The organism is Nocardiopsis sediminis (genome assembly GCF_042650565.1).
GTDB classification, from domain to species: Bacteria; Actinomycetota; Actinomycetes; order Streptosporangiales; family Streptosporangiaceae; genus Nocardiopsis_B; species Nocardiopsis_B sediminis.
Genome location: NZ_JBHSBH010000004.1, coordinates 265,983 through 280,325 on the forward strand (window position 1 = coordinate 265,983; position 14,343 = coordinate 280,325).

At 69.4% G+C, this 14,343-nt stretch carries 16 protein-coding genes; 1 reads left to right on the forward strand and 15 read right to left on the reverse strand.

Annotated elements, in window-relative coordinates; all coding sequences use genetic code 11:
- Positions 1 to 83: 83 nt before the first annotated feature.
- On the forward strand, positions 84 to 1,133 hold the full coding sequence (locus ACFOVU_RS05290) for an iron-siderophore ABC transporter substrate-binding protein (RefSeq protein WP_378530322.1): 1,050 nt from the start codon (positions 84 to 86) through the stop codon (positions 1,131 to 1,133).
- Between the two features lie 19 nt (positions 1,134 to 1,152).
- Here the strand turns inward: ACFOVU_RS05290 and ACFOVU_RS05295 are convergent, their stop codons facing one another.
- The 15 genes from ACFOVU_RS05295 to ACFOVU_RS05365 all read right to left on the reverse strand — a co-directional run bounded on the left by ACFOVU_RS05295 (position 1,153) and on the right by ACFOVU_RS05365 (position 14,327).
- Positions 1,153 to 1,557 carry a hypothetical protein gene (locus tag ACFOVU_RS05295; RefSeq protein WP_378530323.1) on the reverse strand — a complete coding sequence of 135 codons (405 nt, stop codon included), beginning with the start codon at positions 1,555 to 1,557 and terminating at the stop codon, positions 1,153 to 1,155.
- Between the two features lie 84 nt (positions 1,558 to 1,641).
- Entirely contained in the window at positions 1,642 to 3,078 is a 1,437-nt protein-coding gene (locus ACFOVU_RS05300; RefSeq protein WP_378530325.1) for a hypothetical protein, read from the reverse strand.
- Between the two features lie 202 nt (positions 3,079 to 3,280).
- Entirely contained in the window at positions 3,281 to 4,075 is a 795-nt protein-coding gene (locus tag ACFOVU_RS05305) for a hypothetical protein (RefSeq protein WP_378530327.1), read from the reverse strand.
- A gap of 59 nt (positions 4,076 to 4,134) precedes the next feature.
- Complete coding sequence (locus tag ACFOVU_RS05310) at positions 4,135 to 4,620, reverse strand: hypothetical protein (protein WP_378530328.1); 486 nt, start codon at positions 4,618 to 4,620, stop codon at positions 4,135 to 4,137.
- 17 nt (positions 4,621 to 4,637) lie between these two features.
- Positions 4,638 to 6,005 (reverse strand): C2 family cysteine protease, encoded by a 1,368-nt coding sequence (locus tag ACFOVU_RS05315; RefSeq protein ID WP_378530330.1) that lies wholly within the window; start codon positions 6,003 to 6,005, stop codon positions 4,638 to 4,640.
- 115 nt (positions 6,006 to 6,120) lie between these two features.
- Entirely contained in the window at positions 6,121 to 6,951 is an 831-nt protein-coding gene (locus tag ACFOVU_RS05320; RefSeq protein WP_378530332.1) for an HTTM domain-containing protein, read from the reverse strand.
- A 59-nt stretch (positions 6,952 to 7,010) separates the two neighbouring features.
- Complete coding sequence (locus ACFOVU_RS05325) at positions 7,011 to 7,397, reverse strand: hypothetical protein (protein ID WP_378530334.1); 387 nt, start codon at positions 7,395 to 7,397, stop codon at positions 7,011 to 7,013.
- Positions 7,397 to 7,996, reverse strand: a complete 600-nt coding sequence (locus ACFOVU_RS05330) for an aggregation-promoting factor C-terminal-like domain-containing protein (RefSeq protein ID WP_378530336.1) — start codon at positions 7,994 to 7,996, stop codon at positions 7,397 to 7,399. The genes ACFOVU_RS05325 and ACFOVU_RS05330 overlap by 1 nt, the downstream gene beginning before the upstream one ends.
- A gap of 48 nt (positions 7,997 to 8,044) precedes the next feature.
- Positions 8,045 to 8,566 carry a hypothetical protein gene (locus ACFOVU_RS05335; protein ID WP_378530338.1) on the reverse strand — a complete coding sequence of 174 codons (522 nt, stop codon included), beginning with the start codon at positions 8,564 to 8,566 and terminating at the stop codon, positions 8,045 to 8,047.
- A 10-nt stretch (positions 8,567 to 8,576) separates the two neighbouring features.
- The gene (locus ACFOVU_RS05340; RefSeq protein WP_378530340.1) at positions 8,577 to 9,626 is read right to left on the reverse strand and encodes an OmpA family protein; all 1,050 of its coding nucleotides are present in this window, start codon (positions 9,624 to 9,626) and stop codon (positions 8,577 to 8,579) included.
- A gap of 100 nt (positions 9,627 to 9,726) precedes the next feature.
- Positions 9,727 to 10,875: a pilus assembly protein TadG-related protein gene (locus tag ACFOVU_RS05345; RefSeq protein ID WP_378530342.1), complete on the reverse strand. Its 1,149-nt coding sequence runs from the start codon at positions 10,873 to 10,875 to the stop codon at positions 9,727 to 9,729.
- A gap of 113 nt (positions 10,876 to 10,988) precedes the next feature.
- Positions 10,989 to 11,225, reverse strand: a complete 237-nt coding sequence (locus ACFOVU_RS05350) for a hypothetical protein (protein WP_378530344.1) — start codon at positions 11,223 to 11,225, stop codon at positions 10,989 to 10,991.
- A gap of 148 nt (positions 11,226 to 11,373) precedes the next feature.
- Positions 11,374 to 12,069, reverse strand: coding sequence for a response regulator (locus ACFOVU_RS05355; protein WP_378530346.1), 696 nt, complete (start codon positions 12,067 to 12,069; stop codon positions 11,374 to 11,376).
- A gap of 109 nt (positions 12,070 to 12,178) precedes the next feature.
- Entirely contained in the window at positions 12,179 to 13,423 is a 1,245-nt protein-coding gene (locus ACFOVU_RS05360; RefSeq protein ID WP_378530348.1) for a sensor histidine kinase, read from the reverse strand.
- Positions 13,416 to 14,327 (reverse strand): type II secretion system F family protein, encoded by a 912-nt coding sequence (locus tag ACFOVU_RS05365; protein WP_378530351.1) that lies wholly within the window; start codon positions 14,325 to 14,327, stop codon positions 13,416 to 13,418. Before ACFOVU_RS05365 ends, ACFOVU_RS05360 begins: the two co-directional genes overlap by 8 nt.
- Positions 14,328 to 14,343 lie beyond the last annotated feature (16 nt).

The following is a 14,343-nucleotide window of genomic DNA, read 5'->3' on the forward strand; positions in this document are numbered from 1 at the left end:
GGGGCCGGGCCCGCCTTTCCCGGGACGACGGCATGAGGTTAGGCTCACCTATCATTCATGCCACCTCGGTGCCGGGAGCCCCCATGACCCCATCGACCCCTGTTCCCCCAGCGGGCCGCCTGCCCGCCGGGCCCCGATCCGGCCGCCCCGCCGCCCTCTGCGCCGTGCTCGCCGCGCTGTGTGCGGCCGCGGCCTGCGGCCCCGGCGGCGCCGCGCCGGCCGCCGAGGGCGGGACGCGCACGGTCGAGGCCGCCAACGGCACCGTCGAGGTCCCCGCCGACCCCCGGCGGGTGGCCGTCCTGTGGCGGCCCACCCTGGCCGCCGCCACCCTGCTGGGCGCCGATGTCGTGGCCGCGCCCGGCGACCCGGGCGCCCCCGGCGGCGGACTCGCGCCCTTCCTGCCCGCAGACCCTCCGGAGCCCGGCCCGGAGGTGGTGTCCGACTCCCCGGCCGAGAACGACATCGACATCGAACGCCTCGCCACCACCGAGCCCGATCTCATCATCGGGGTCCGCACCGGCAACGGACTCCAGGCCGAACTCCTGCCCCGGCTGGAGGCCATAGCCCCCACCGTCCTGCTGGACTGGGACGGGACCGCCTCCTGGCGCGACCACCTCACCGAGGTCGGCGCGGTCCTCGACCGCGGCGCCAGGGCCGAGGAGGCCGAAGCCGGCTACCGGGCCGCCGTCGACCAGGCCCGCGAGGAGATCGAAGCGGCGGCGGGCGACCCCGCCGGCATCGAGGTGTCCCTGGTCCGGCTCCAGGACGAGCGCGAGATCCGGCTGGAGACCCCGGCGTCCTTCCCCGGCCAGGTCATCGCCGACCTCGGGTTCGCCCGGCCCGCCACCCAGCGCACCGCACCCGACGGCACCGGCACCGACTACATCGCCGAGAGCTACGAGAACCTCGACCGCGCCGACGGCGACATCGTCTTCGTCCTCGCCGGCAGCGGGTACGCCGACGCCCCCGGCACGTTCACCGGGGGCGTCTGGGACGAGCTCGGCGCAGTGCGGCGCGAGCGCGTTTTCGCCGCCGACTACGACCAGTGGGGGGCGTCCAACCACTACGCCGCCCACCGCATCATCGACGACGTCACGGGGGCGGTCACCGGAGAGACCGCCCCCGCGGTGTAGCCGCGGGCCGGCCGGGCGCTCAGCGGCGCCCGGCCGCCGTCCGTGCCCCGCGGCCCAGCCGCACCAGCAAGAGCCAGGCGGCGGCTATTGCGACCAGCCCCGCCACGCACCGCGCGGCGACCACCTGACACGACGCATCGCCGAGCACTCCGGCGACCGTCACGCCGACGACCTGCACGGCGGGCAGCGCCAGCACCACGGCGGCCCCGGCCGGCGCCGCCACGCGGTGGGTGCCGTAGACGAGCCCGGCCAGGAGCACCATCGCGAAGGACACCAGCAGCTGGGGCCCCGAAGTCCAGGCCACCTGGCCGCCGGTGGACTCCAGCTGCTCAACGGTGGCCAGGCCGATCGACGCCAGCGGGGTGGCGACCACCCCGACCAGCCACACAGCGGCCGCCACGACCGGGGCGAGAACGGTCCTCATCGTGCGGTCACCTTCCCTCCCTCTGCGGCACGGCGGCCCCGGGCGGGGCCGCCCGGGACGATCCCGGGGGCCGTGTCATGTGCGCTACTCATCGTCCTGCTCCTGGGACAGGCAGTCCGGGAAGTCGATGAATTCGCGGCTGCCGTCGCGCGGCCGGTCCAGGATCTGCGCTTCGCGGGTGTGTCGCTCCTCCACACCCCAGTTGACGCTGGCGCCCAGTTGCAGCCCGAGCTTGATCTGAGCGTTGAAGGCCGTCTGGTCGCTGGTCACGTCCGCCTCGTACTGCCAGACGCGGCCGCGCTCGTAGAACAGGTGCTCCCAGTCGGGGGCGTCGGGGCCGGGCTCCTCGTTGATCTCACCGCCGGACCGGTCGTCCATCAGGGGGCCGCGCATGGAGTCGATCACATTGGCAGGGGGGAGCATCCCGCGCTCGGCCAGCAGCCGTTCACCGATCTCCCGCTCCTCTGGGGTGTCGAAGTCGATCTGCACCATCTGGACCACCCTGGTCCCCTCGCCGTCGGTGTCGCCGCCCCGGCCGCCGTTGATCTCGCGGTTCTCCAGCCGGCCGTCGGTACCCTCTGCGAACTGGCCCTGAACCGTGGTCATGTAGCGGATGTTGGCGAGCGACCCGTCCTCGTTGCGCGTGACGCGCTGCCCGCCGCTCCAACTGCCCGAGAGCTGTTCCCGCTGGGTGAAGGCGTAGCCCCCCAGACTGCCCGTCGCGGTGTAGGTGGTGGTCCACGAAGTCTGGGTGTTGTCCGGGTCGCCGAACCAGTGCGACACGTCCACCTTCCCGCCGTACGACAGGGAGCCGTCGACGCCCAGGTTGAGGTTGTTGCCCTCCAGGTTCTCGTCGTTCCGGCGCGGGCCGCGGTTCTCATTGGTCCACAGCCCGACCTCGGAGAGGAGGTTGGCCGTGACGTCGATCGTGCCGGTGCGGACCGTGGGGTCGCGGACCTCGGGCGGGTCGTAGACGCCCAGCCATTCGGCGAAGCCCAGGCCGATCTGCGACTCGGGGTTCATCTGCCGGTTGGTCTCCTCGGCGATGGAGGCCTCGACCTCCTCCTCGAACTCCTCGAACTCCGCCTGGTCCTCGAAGATGTAGGTCATGCCCGGGGCGAGCTTCGCCGAGACGCCGCCCTCGACGTCGGCGGCGAGCGCCGCCGCGTTCTCCTGGCCGAAGTCGAAGCCGACACCGCCGCGCACCCCGACCTCGGTCGACGGGACGAACGTGACGACCACTGAACCGTCGGACAGAGTCTCCTTCGAGTAGGTGTACTGCTGCCCGAACCGGAAGATCCCCAGGTCGAGCTGGTAGCCGGCGGTCTCCGAGCGGCCGTCGCGCACGCAGTAGGCGGGGGTGAGGTCGTAGGGGTACTCCTCTTCCTCATCGGCCTCCTGCTCGCCTTCGTCGCACTCCCCGCCGGTCAGCCGCTCGAGCCGGCACAAAGCCAGCTCGTACAGGTCGTTGGTCCGCCCGGGTAGGGCGATGGCCACCGCGGCCAGGATGACCGCCAGCATCAGGATCACCGCTGCGTACTCGGTGAACGAAGCTCCCCCGTCGCGCCCACCGTGTGGCCGGGGTCTCCGGACACGGTGCCGCCTGTTGGACGGGGGATGAATAACAGGGGACATGAACAGATCGTAGGGAAAACTCGGACATGGACGACAGAGGCCCCGGGCCCAACCCTGGGCCCAAACCCGGCCCCTGGGCCCAATCCGGTCAGCCGCAGGGGACGTCGGTGTACTCGAAGAGCGGGACGTCGTGCCAACTGGGGCCCTCGACGTAGCAGAGCCGGCCGGGGATGTAGTCCTGCGGCGGCCGCACCGTGTAGCCCCAGACCTCCTGCGGGGTCTCGTACTGGACGTAGCGGCCGTACGTGCCGTCGTCGTAGCTCTCCCCGCCGTCCTCCGGCGGGACCCCGGCGATGGTGACCGCGAACTCCGCTGTGGGCTCGCCGGCGCTCAGCTCGGCGACGACCTCGGAGTCCTCGGCGGTGAACGCGTCGAACGAGTCGGCGAACCCCTCGGCCTCCTCAGGGGGCAGCCCATTGGGGACGAGAACGGTGAAGTCCTGGGAGTGCACGGCGTAGCCGCCCTCGTCGTGCAGATAGGACGCCTCACCGCGGAAGGTGACGTCGTCGCCCTCGCGCTCCGCCGACGTGAACGTCACGGTCAGCCGGGGAGTCCATTCGACGCTGCCGGAGGAGCCGCCGCCGGGGCCCGGCTCGGCGGCGCCCGGGTCCATCGTGGCGAGCTCCACCGTGTCGTTGCCGATGGCGTGCGTGCGGACGCCGCCGACGACGAGGATCGGGTCGCCGTCGCGCTCGGCGTCGACCGGTCCACCGCGGTCGCCCCGGTCGGGCGGGCCCTCCGTGGCGCCGCCGGGGCTCGCCGTGGCCGACGGGGCGGGGGCCGCCCCGGCCCCGTCGGCGGGCGCCTCGTCGGCCGGCGCGGCGCATCCGCCCAGCAGCAGGACGAGCGGGAGCGCCACGGCGGCGGGCGTCTTCGGTGTCATCGTGCGACTCGCCTGTCTTCGGACGGGAGGACGGCTCCAGGGGCCGCCCCCTGCCGGGGTCAGTTTCCGGGCGGCGTGACGGTCAAGGTGACCGACCCGTTGCCTGTCCCCGGCGGGCCATCGCCGGTGGGTTCCCCCACCTCGTCGATGGCGATCGTGTAGCCGCCGTCGAGATCGACCGTGTCGCCCGCCGAACCGCGGCCCGTGATCTCTTCCTCGATGCCCGGTCCGTCGTTCACGCTGAAGACGGCCTCGCCGTCCCTCGCGCGCACGACGCCGATGGTCAGACCGGCGATGGTCCCCTGGGTGCCTTGGGCGATGGTCGTGGTCTCCGGCTCATCGCCCACGGGCGGCGACGGGTCGTAGGTCCGCAGCTCGGGAGTGGTGTTCGGGTCCAAGGCGGGCGGCTCCTGGGAGTCGGCGCCGCCGCCGCAAGCGGCCGCGGGCAGCAGGAGGGCGAGGAGGACCGCCGCGTACAGCGGACGGCGCCGGTGCCCGCCGCGCGGCCGGAACCGGCGCGGCGCCTTGTGTTCACGGGGTGGCATGCGCCGAGGTCCTTCCCTCACCCGAACGAGTTGGTCTCGACGGTTTCCAGGTGCTCCCGGAATTCTTCCATGGACAGCGTGGTGTGCCGATAGCCCCACGGGTTGTAGAGCCGCACGCGGCCGTTCTCGAACCCGGTCACCACATAGGAATGGTCGCCGATCAGAGTCTCCTTTTCGTACGGACCATCGTCCTCGTCGTCCTTCGTCTGAATGGTGATCGCCGTGCCGTTGGCGAGCCAGTCCTCGATCCGCCGCTGGTCGACATCGCCCGGGGAGTGGTGCTCGCTCTCGCTGCCGGTCAGGATCTGCATGGCGTCGCCGGGCCGGCCGTTCTCGATGTCCCCGAAGCCGCCCTCGCGCTGGGCATAGGCCTTCTCGAGGATCGCCGGCCACAGGACGTCGTCCTGCGGCTTGGCGAACAGGACCCCGCCGTCCTCCTTCAGGACGAGATCGGGGGTGACGGTGACGGATTGGCCGTTTCCGAAGATGACGGTGTAGGTGCCGTTGGGGTTCTCGCGGATCATGTCCCGGATGACCTCGGGGTTCTGCTCGGCGGTCGCGGCCAGCCCGGCCACCCACCAGCAGTCGCCCAGCGCGCCCTGGTGGACGTCCTCGGCGCTGATCTCGCCGTCCTCGGGCCAGAGCCGGCCGTCGGGCACCGTGCCCCAGGCGAGGTTGTCGATGTCGTATTCGATGTCGTCGTAGTCGGGCTCGATGTTGTCGGGGTCGATCGCCCGCACATGGCGCAGGGTGGCGAGGTCGACGCGGTCGAGGATGATGCCGCGGGCGCCGTCGGAGTCGAGCAGCTCGCGGATCTCACCGTCGGATAGCGTCCACAGCAGGGCGTTGAGTTCGCCGGCCGTCATGTCGGCCATGACGTCCTGCGGCTCGCCGTCACGGCACCACCACAGGCAGATGCCCTCGTTCAGGTACCCCCGGATCCGCTCGATGTCGGCTTCGGCGTCGGCGAAGTCCTGCGGGGACGGGTAGCCGGGGGGCGGGTCCGGGGGAGGGGACCCGGGGGCGCCGCCCGGGCCCTGTCCGGTGCCGTCGGCCGCGGGCTGGGAGCGGGTCGTGGTGTCGGATCGGGTATCGGAAGCGGCGTCGGTCCCGTCGGACCCGTCGGCCCCGCAGCCGTCCGCCGATTCGATGGCGGACTGCGAAACGTCACAGAGGGCCGCGTTGATGAAACCGGCGACCCGGTCGCCGATACCGGTGGTGAAGACGACGGCGGCGACCCCGGCGACCAGCAGGATGACGGCGCCGTACTCGGCGAACCCGGCCCCCCGATCACCGAGGGAGAGGCAGGGGCGCCGGCGGCGTCGCCCCGCCGCAACGGCGCGTCGGGGACCCGGGTCGGCCGATCGCGTAAAGGGAGTTCGCATGAGGGGAGCCGCACAGTCTCTGGCAGGGGCAAGGGGAGAAAGGGACGTCGGCGGGTGGCCGACCCGAGTGAGGCTAGACCGCCGGGGCCCGGGCGTCGTGAGCCCTAGGGCCCAATCAGTGCAGGTCGGATGCCATCGGACTGGGCCCGGAGGACGCGGGAGCCGCGGAACCCCGGACGTCGCTCCCGCCGGGCCGCCACGAGGCGAACAGGGGGTAGACGGCGACGGCGGCGACACCGAAGCACAGGAGTTCCAGCGGCGAACGCATCGTCAGGATGAAGACGGTGTGCAGGGCGGCGCCCCCGGCGAACGCATAAGGGCGGGTCGGAGCGAACCACAGGGCAACGGCGAGCGCCGTCTCGAAGACGACCGCTCCGAGGGCGATGGCGACCAGGACCGGTAGGGGGAGAAGGTCCAGCGGGAGCGGGAGGATCGCGCTGTCGACGCCGATCTGGAGCAGCAGGACCTCCCCGATCAGGAACGAGCCGTTGGCCTTCGCCAGCCCCGCGAAGAGGTACATGGCCGACAGCTGCGTGAGCATGAGCAGGACCGCGGCCCCGGGGACCCGCCCGGCCCTGCCGAGCACCCGGCCGCCGCCGGAGGCGGCCAGGAACGTCACCAGCAGCGTGATGAGCAGCAGGTGATTGCTGTAGGTGCGCTCATCGAGGAGCAGGCAGTACCAGCCGCACAGGGCGAGCAGACCGCCCGAGAAGTGGACCGCGATCCCGAAGACCACCAGCAGAGCGGCGACGGCCCACACCGAGGCGACGAGTAGCCAGGGCACCGCGGGCAGCGGCACGACGGGGAGGGGGACGGGCTCGCCCGCCAGGCGGATCAGATCGGGCAGGAACAGGCAGAGCTTGAGCAGCGCCACCGCGCCGAGGAGCATCCGCGCGATCCCCAACGCACGCGCGCTCACGGTCGAGTCGACGAGGGAGGCGACCAATGCGGATACGGCACCCACGGAGTCCCGGGATCGTTTTCCGGGGATCCGGTGCGGTGACGTCATCGTCCCGCGCATCGATGCACGTCGGTGGTGTCAGGGGCGCGGCGGACGTGGAACTCGACGATGCTCCGGTCCCCGCGGCACGCCGCGTCGAGGAGTGCGTCGTCCAGGGCCACGTCACCCCGGCCGGCGCGGATCGACCGCCGGGTGAACTCCGAAGCGGTGCCGTCGGCGTGTACTGCCGTGACATCCGGCCACGTGGGGACCGTGGAGTACATGTGCCACCCGAAGCGCGCGGGCCGGTCGGCCCCGGAGAGAAGCAGAAACGACGGCACGAGGACCTGCACGGCGACGACACAGGGCACGACCCACGCGGCCAGGCGCCCCTTACGGCCGGCGACCCGCGCAGGGCCGCCCGAGCGGTCCGGCCCGTCCGGGTCGCCCATCAGTACCAGTTGTCGCTGTAACCCGGGTTCTTCGGGTATGGATCCTGCCAGAACGCCCAGGCCGCACACGGCGACCCGTACCGGCCTTCGATGTAGTCGAGCCCCCACTCGATCTGCACTTCGGCACTCTCCAGATACCCGGGCGGAAAGCTGTGCGCAGAGGGATGCAACTGCGGAATCCCGGCGGCCCCACCACTCGGGTTCACCGCCCGGTGATTCCAGTTGCTCTCATGCGACCACAGCGTCTCCAGGCACTCCCACTCCCGCCCCGTGAACCCTCGGGCAGCCGCCAACTCCTGCCCGAGGGCCTTGTTCTCCTCGTTGTCCCCGTGACTACCGCCCATTCCGAAGCCGAAGTCGTACTCCTGCGGCTTCTCCGGCCGATCAGCCTCGGTCCAGGTCTCGCCATCACATTCGGGGCCCTCGACCAGGCACACCATCTCGCGGACGCCATCGTTGATGCGATCGCCGTAGTTGGCCTGAACGATGGCGAGGATGATCGTCGCCGCAAGTGACGTGATCGCGCCGACCTCGACGAACGACGACCCACGGTCGTCGTCCCGGTCAGGTCTGAACCGGAGGGGGCGGGACACGTTCACCTCGGATACCAACCTTCGGATCTCGTGATGATGGCGGGGGATGGGGGGTTATTCGATGGGGATGTCGGCGACAGGCTCGAAACCGGGGACCTCGACGTTGACCGATGTCGTGTCCTCGGAGATCAGGTAGGAGGCCCAGTAGGTGGCGCTGTCTCCGGAATCGAGATCGCGCGCCATTTCGGGCGAAGCGGTGTTGATGGCGCACATGCACTGGCCGGTGGAGTCGAACGCGGGGTTGTATCGAAAACCGTTCTCTTCGTCCACCAAGACGACGCCAGAATGCCCATATGCGGTGTACAGGTAGGTCGTGTTCTGGAAGTCCAGCAGGCCTACCCGGCCCTCGCCCTCATAGTGCACGGTGTAGGTGAGCGTGGCGTACCCGCCGGCCTCCGACACCTCCAGCTTGTTGACGTCGATGGTGGACTCGCCCCACCCTGATTCGGAGGCGTCGGCCGAAGCCACCACAGGGATCTCCTCAGCGGCGTAGGAGGAGGGGACCGCGAGGATCGAGATGAGGGCGATGGCGGACACCGCACTCGCGCCACCCGCTGAGAGAAATTTCTTCATCACGGTCGGATCCTTACTTCCCGAAAGTCACGGTCACGCGGCGGTTCTTCTCCCGGCCCTCGTCGGTTCCGTTGTCGGCGACCGGGTCGGAGGATCCATGGCCGGCCACTTCGAAGCTGACACCTTCCCGCGTCACCAGTTCTGCCAATCGGTCGCGAACCGATTCGGCCCTCTCCTCGGATAGCGGGTTGTTGATGGCGTCGCTCCCGCTGTTATCGGTATAGCCGTCGATCTTGATCTCTTCGCCGCTACTCGCGTCGATCTCGGCAGCTACCTGTTCCAATGCTTCGTCGGCATCCGGGGTCAGGTCGGATTCGTTGAGTTCGAAAAGGACATCGGACGACAGCAGAATGCTGGTCTCGTCTCCGCTTTCCTCGCGAGAGGTGGTGCCATCGATGTCATCTTGGAATCCGGAGAGGGGGAGGATACGAGGATCCTCCACTGTGGCGTTCGCGATGTTGTCGTCCGGATTCGAGGCGTCCGAAAGAGGAATATTCATGAAATCCGGGGTTGCCGGTGTGGCCACCGCGACACTGGTCACGTCATCGGGGGGTGCGGGGAAAGCGACCCAGATGTCAAGCGATTCGCCCGCGGGAATAATGGAATTATTCTCGTATCCGGAGCACAGGCATGTCGATCCATCGGTGTTCATAAGCGGGAAATAGCGTTCCCTGTTGGCGGTGTCGACGAGCGTGACGCCATCGGGCGTGCGGTATGTTCCGTCGGCCGCCACCAGCGCGTAATCGAATGTCACGCTGTCGTTCTCGCTGACGTTGGTGGCCGTCATCTCCAGCACGACGACGTCGTCGCTCTCACGCTCGAGAGTGTTGATATCGAGCTGGAGGTTCGAGCCGTAGGACGTGCTCGTTGAGAGGGAGGTGGCCAGGGGGCCGTCGTTTCCGGACGCGCCTGAGGGGCCGTCCTGATCCTGCTGCTGGTCAGAGTCCCCTGCATCGTCTCCACCGCCCGACACGCACGACGTCAGCAGGAAAGAGGCCGCGATCAGGGGGATGGCGATGCGAAGCGGCCTCCATGCAGTGGGGCTACCGCTGAGGATGAGCATGGGGTTGTTCGCCTTTCCGTCGCGAATCCTCGGGCCGTCCCACAGGGTAGCGGAGCGGCATCAGCCCGGCCAATGAGTGATCTGACTGCTGTGGACGTCGTCAGGAGTTAACGGATACGTGGATGTGGTCCATGTGGTTCACGGTGTTACCGCCGCGGTTCGGAACAAAGCGTCGGACATCCTGCCAGCGGCCGACCGGATCGCGTGAGGGGTTCCAGATGTGGTGGTCCCACATGATGTAGTAGATGTCGAGCTCTTCGTGATTGTCGATCATCCATTGTGCCGCCGCATCGGCGCCCGCTTTGAGATCGGCGCTGGGCAGGTTGCCGTTGGCCGAGACCATGTAGTCGCACGCGCGTCCGCGGGGATGCTCACCACCGTCTTCCATTTTGCGGTAGCAGCCGACGCCATAACGCTCGAAGACCGCCCCCCACTCGCCCATGATCGCTTCGTGAGTTTCGCACATCTGCCGGGTGATGTTCTGCCCCCCTACGGCGTCGCACGGGTATCGGCCACTGCCGGGGCCGCCGGCGATCTCGGTGAAAATCCACTGACCTTCGCGGTCGGTCAAGTGGACGTCGATCATCCCCTTGGCCTGGCCGTAACTCCAGATACGGCTGAAAGGCTCGCCGCTGTCCTTGGGGCTGCATTCGATCCAGCTGTCCACGACGACGGTCACCCCGCCGATCTCCACCGCTCTCTGGCCTCGACGACAGTCCGGGATCTCGACCTCGGCGATCGCCGCGGCATTGCCGGTCATGACCGGGATGGTCTCGTCGTTCTCCTCGGCCTCTTCCAGCTCCTCCTCATCCGGGCACTCACGGAAATTCCAATGGACGCTTTCATCGTCCTGCAATTCCCGCTGACAGTGGTTGCCCCTCACCTCGACGCGAACGATGTTTCCGAGGAGGCCCTGGTTGTCGTCGCTGGCCCGGATATCGGTGAGCTCCGCGTTGTTCTCCTGCGCGTAGGTCTCAGCCACCCCTCGCCCAGTCCTGGCTTGCCAGCCGACCCCCCAGGGGAGATTGCCGCCGGAGATGGCCTGTGCCGCACGGTGCTGGATGTCGCCGACGGCCGCGAGGGCGGCGGCATCGGCCGCGGACTGCGCGGAACTGCGCATGTCGTTGGCCTCGCCCAAGCGGATGAACAGGAGGCCCAAGGCGAGGAGGGAAAGCGTCAAGCCGACGAGCAGGAACAGGCTCGCCTGTCCCTGCTCGTCGGCTGTGTGCGACGTCGGTCTCGTTTTCATGGTGAAACGCTCATGGGGTCCCAGGGGGTCAGAAGGGGCGCTGCGGGGAAATCCTCCGCGCGCCCCTCCGTGGCGTCACTTTGACATTCGACGTTTCGCCGACCGAAGGATCATTACGGGGTCTCGGTGGGCTCCGGCTCCGGCTGGCCCGCGGTCTGAACGCTGGTGATGGCCTGGTCGATGAAGCCGTTGATCCGCGTGGGGATGCCCGTCTGGGTGAGGACGACGGCGGCGATCGCGGCGACCAGCAGGATCACAGCACCGTACTCGACGAAGTTACCGTTGTCGGACTTCGTGAACGCCTTGCGGTTGTTCACGGCGGCGCGAATCTTCTCGAACAGGCTCTGCATTTCTGCTCCTAAGGGGAGGTCGTTCAGCGGTGTCTTATGTGGGCTGATCGCCCCTTGCGACATTGATAAATCTATTGAAGGGAGTCGTCGGGCGCCTAGGGCCCGGGGACCCAACTTGTGTGAGTTCGGGCCCAGGTAGCCCGTGGGCTCATGCGTGGGCCCGCGGTGGGCCCGGCCGTGCGATATCGTCCGGACCGACGCCGTTCCACCGGGCGATCGCCGCCGCACGGCTCGTCACGCCGAGTTTCCGGAAGATGCGGTTGATGTGGTTCTTCACCGTCTTTTCGGTCAAATACAGCTCCGCGGCGATCCCTTTGTTGTCGAGCCCGCGGGCGACGGCCGCGAGGATCTCGCCCTCGCGTTCGGTCAGGCCGAGGGAGGGGACGGTCGCCGCGGTCTCCTGCTGGTCGGGAGCGGCCCGCAGGTCCATCAGGGCGACCGTGGCGGCCACGGGGGACAGAGGGGTTCCGGTGCCCCGGACGACGTCGTGGAGGGCACGGCTGAGTTCGTCGAGGGTGAAGTGGCCGTGCACCAGGTAGCCCGAGGCGCCGCGCCGAAGAGCGGTGCGGATGACGTCCGCGTCCTCGGTGTGGGTCAGCATGATGACCTTGGCCAGGCCCGACAGCTCCTCGACCGTGCTCACGCCGTCTCGGACCGGCATGCGCACATCGAGCAGCACGACGTCCGGGGCTAGCCGTCGGCTCTGTTCGAGGGCCTGCGCGCCATTGCCGGCCTCGCCCACGACCACGAGGTCGTCGGACGCCTCGAGGAGCGCCACGAGTCCGGCCCGGACGACCACATTGTCGTCCACGGCCAGGACACGGATGGGGGATGTCGTCGACACGGCGGTACCTCCTAGTGAGACGTCTGCGGCCGGGGCCGGCGGTGCTTCGGGGACGCGGGCATGGCTTCCGGGGCGGGCTGCGGGTTTCCGGCGGTGCGCGCAGGTGCCATCATCGCACCACCTCAGCGGGGTGGTCGTCGGCTTCCTCGACAGTGGGCACATGCAGGTGCAGGCGGGTTCCGCCGCCCGGCGTGGACTCGATGTCCAGGCTTCCGCCCGCGCGCTCCGCGCGCTCGGCCATCCCCAGGAGGCCGTAGTGGCCGTTGCCCTCGGCTTCGGCGGCGCGGACCTGGTCGGGGGGCGAATCGAACCCCTTGCCGTCATCCGCGATCGTCAGCGTGCAGTGCCCGGGCTCCGCCTGCACGGTCACGACCACGGACGTCGCGTCCGCGTGGCGCTCCACATTGGTCAGCGCCTCCTTGAGGATCGCGATGCTCTCCTGCCGTGCGGTCACGAGGAGCCGGACCTCGCCGTCCGGAACGCGGGCCTCGCCTGCGATCCCGCTTTCGGCGCTCCAGTGCCCGACGATGTCGACGACCGCCCGTCCGAAGGGGACGACCGCCGAGCCGTCGCGGAGATCGGAGATGAGCGCCCGTGCCTCGGCGGAGGCGATGTCGGCGGCATCGGCGATCTGCGCAGCGGTCGCCGCGGCCCGTTCCGGGTCCTTCGCCAGCCAGAGGGGGAGGGCCTGCGCGGCCATCGCGGCACCGCGCAGCGTCTTGGCGACGGAGTCGTGCATGTCCCGGGCCAGCCGGTCGCGCTCCTCGGCGGCGGCCGCGGCGCGTTCGGCCTGCCTCCGGGCCTCCTGCTCGCCGGCGAGTTCGGTGAAGATGTCGCGGACGCGGAGCCCGACGTAGCCGGCGATCGGGTACAGGAGCGGGTGGACGACGACCACCTGGAAGGTGAGGAGGTTGTCGGTGGCGCCATCGTGCACCTCGACATAGGACAGCACGGCCAGCGCGTAGCACAGGATCTGGAAGGCGGCCACGGCGATGACCCCGCGCAGCCCGAACAGGACGCCGCAGATGGTCGCGGTCAGCACGGTCGTCAGGAAGATCGCCCCGGAGGGGCCGTCGATCGCGAGGATCCCGGCGGCGACCGTGACATCAAGGGTTATCAGCAGCGGGTGGTTCACCAGGTACGGGACGAACCGCTCCCAGTAGCGGGCCGCCATCCCCGACAGCAGGGCGAAGGCGACGACGCCGACGGCCGTGGTCAGGAGCAGCTCGTCACCGGTGAGGAGCAGCAGCGCGATGGCGGTCAGCATCAGCCGCAGCTGGAGGAGCAGGCGCACCAGCGCCGCAAGCCGCGGCAGGGTCGCCGCGGCCGCACTTCCGAGCGCCGGTTCACCCACCGAAGACGCTGCCGAAGTCCATCGAACCGCCCAGGAGCAGCCCGCCGCCGATCAACAGCAGGAGACCGGGCAGCATCGTGGCCGCAGTGACGCCGGTGACCCTCGGGTTGAGCTTCTGCGCCTTGCGGCGGAGGTATTGGGCGTCGTCACGGCGCATGTCCTGGCTGATGGAAACCAGCGCGTCGGCAAGAGGGGCGCCGAGCTCCTCCGCCTGCTGGAGGGCGGTGACGAAGCGCCCGAGGGAGTCGTTGTTGTTGCGCGCCCGCAGCGCCTGGAAGGCCTCGCGACGGCTGGTGCCGAGGTCCATCTGCTGCAAGGTCAGCCGGAACTCGTCGGCGAGGACGCCGGGCATCGAGTCGCAGACCCGCGACAGCGCCTGCCGGAAGGACAGCCCGGCCCCCACGGTGACCGCCATGACGTCGAGGAAGTCCGGCAGCTGCCGCTGGATCTGGTCCTGGCGCTCATTCGCGTCGGTGCGCAGCGAAAGGTCGGTCATCGCCACGAACGCCAGGGAGACGAAGGCGAGCAGGGTCTGATCGCTGAACAGCAGGTACAGGGCGAGGCCGCCGTAGAGGATGATCTCGCCGGCCTTGCGGTACAGGTACCGCTCGACGGTGAGCCCCTCAGGACGCCCCGCTGCGTCGATGCGCTTCTGGATGCCCTGCTGCCGCTCCTGGCTCACCATCCCCTGGGCCAAGGGGAGGAGCGGACGCCCGAGCAGCTCGGTGATGCGGTGCAGGATGAAGGTGTCGTCGTCGGTCCGCCGCTCCTTCTTGACGACCGTGACGATGTCGGCGGCGACCTGGGTCTTCGACCGCATGAGCAGGAATCCCCACGCGAACATCATGACGCACGCGGCGCCGGCCAGTCCGATGAGGAGGATGAGGGGGAGGTTGAGAGACATGCGCAGCGCTCCGGGG

Coding starts and splice junctions, on each gene's coding strand:
- ACFOVU_RS05290 (WP_378530322.1), top strand. CDS start 84: ATGACCCCATCGACCCCTGTTCCCCCAGCGGGCCGCCTGCCCGCCGGG.
- ACFOVU_RS05310 (WP_378530328.1), bottom strand. CDS start 4,620: ATGCCACCCCGTGAACACAAGGCGCCGCGCCGGTTCCGGCCGCGCGGC.
- ACFOVU_RS05340 (WP_378530340.1), bottom strand. CDS start 9,626: ATGCTCATCCTCAGCGGTAGCCCCACTGCATGGAGGCCGCTTCGCATC.
- ACFOVU_RS05325 (WP_378530334.1), bottom strand. CDS start 7,397: ATGGGCGACCCGGACGGGCCGGACCGCTCGGGCGGCCCTGCGCGGGTC.
- ACFOVU_RS05365 (WP_378530351.1), bottom strand. CDS start 14,327: ATGTCTCTCAACCTCCCCCTCATCCTCCTCATCGGACTGGCCGGCGCC.
- ACFOVU_RS05350 (WP_378530344.1), bottom strand. CDS start 11,225: ATGCAGAGCCTGTTCGAGAAGATTCGCGCCGCCGTGAACAACCGCAAG.
- ACFOVU_RS05305 (WP_378530327.1), bottom strand. CDS start 4,075: ATGACACCGAAGACGCCCGCCGCCGTGGCGCTCCCGCTCGTCCTGCTG.
- ACFOVU_RS05295 (WP_378530323.1), bottom strand. CDS start 1,557: ATGAGGACCGTTCTCGCCCCGGTCGTGGCGGCCGCTGTGTGGCTGGTC.
- ACFOVU_RS05345 (WP_378530342.1), bottom strand. CDS start 10,875: ATGAAAACGAGACCGACGTCGCACACAGCCGACGAGCAGGGACAGGCG.
- ACFOVU_RS05300 (WP_378530325.1), bottom strand. CDS start 3,078: ATGCTGGCGGTCATCCTGGCCGCGGTGGCCATCGCCCTACCCGGGCGG.
- ACFOVU_RS05315 (WP_378530330.1), bottom strand. CDS start 6,005: ATGCGAACTCCCTTTACGCGATCGGCCGACCCGGGTCCCCGACGCGCC.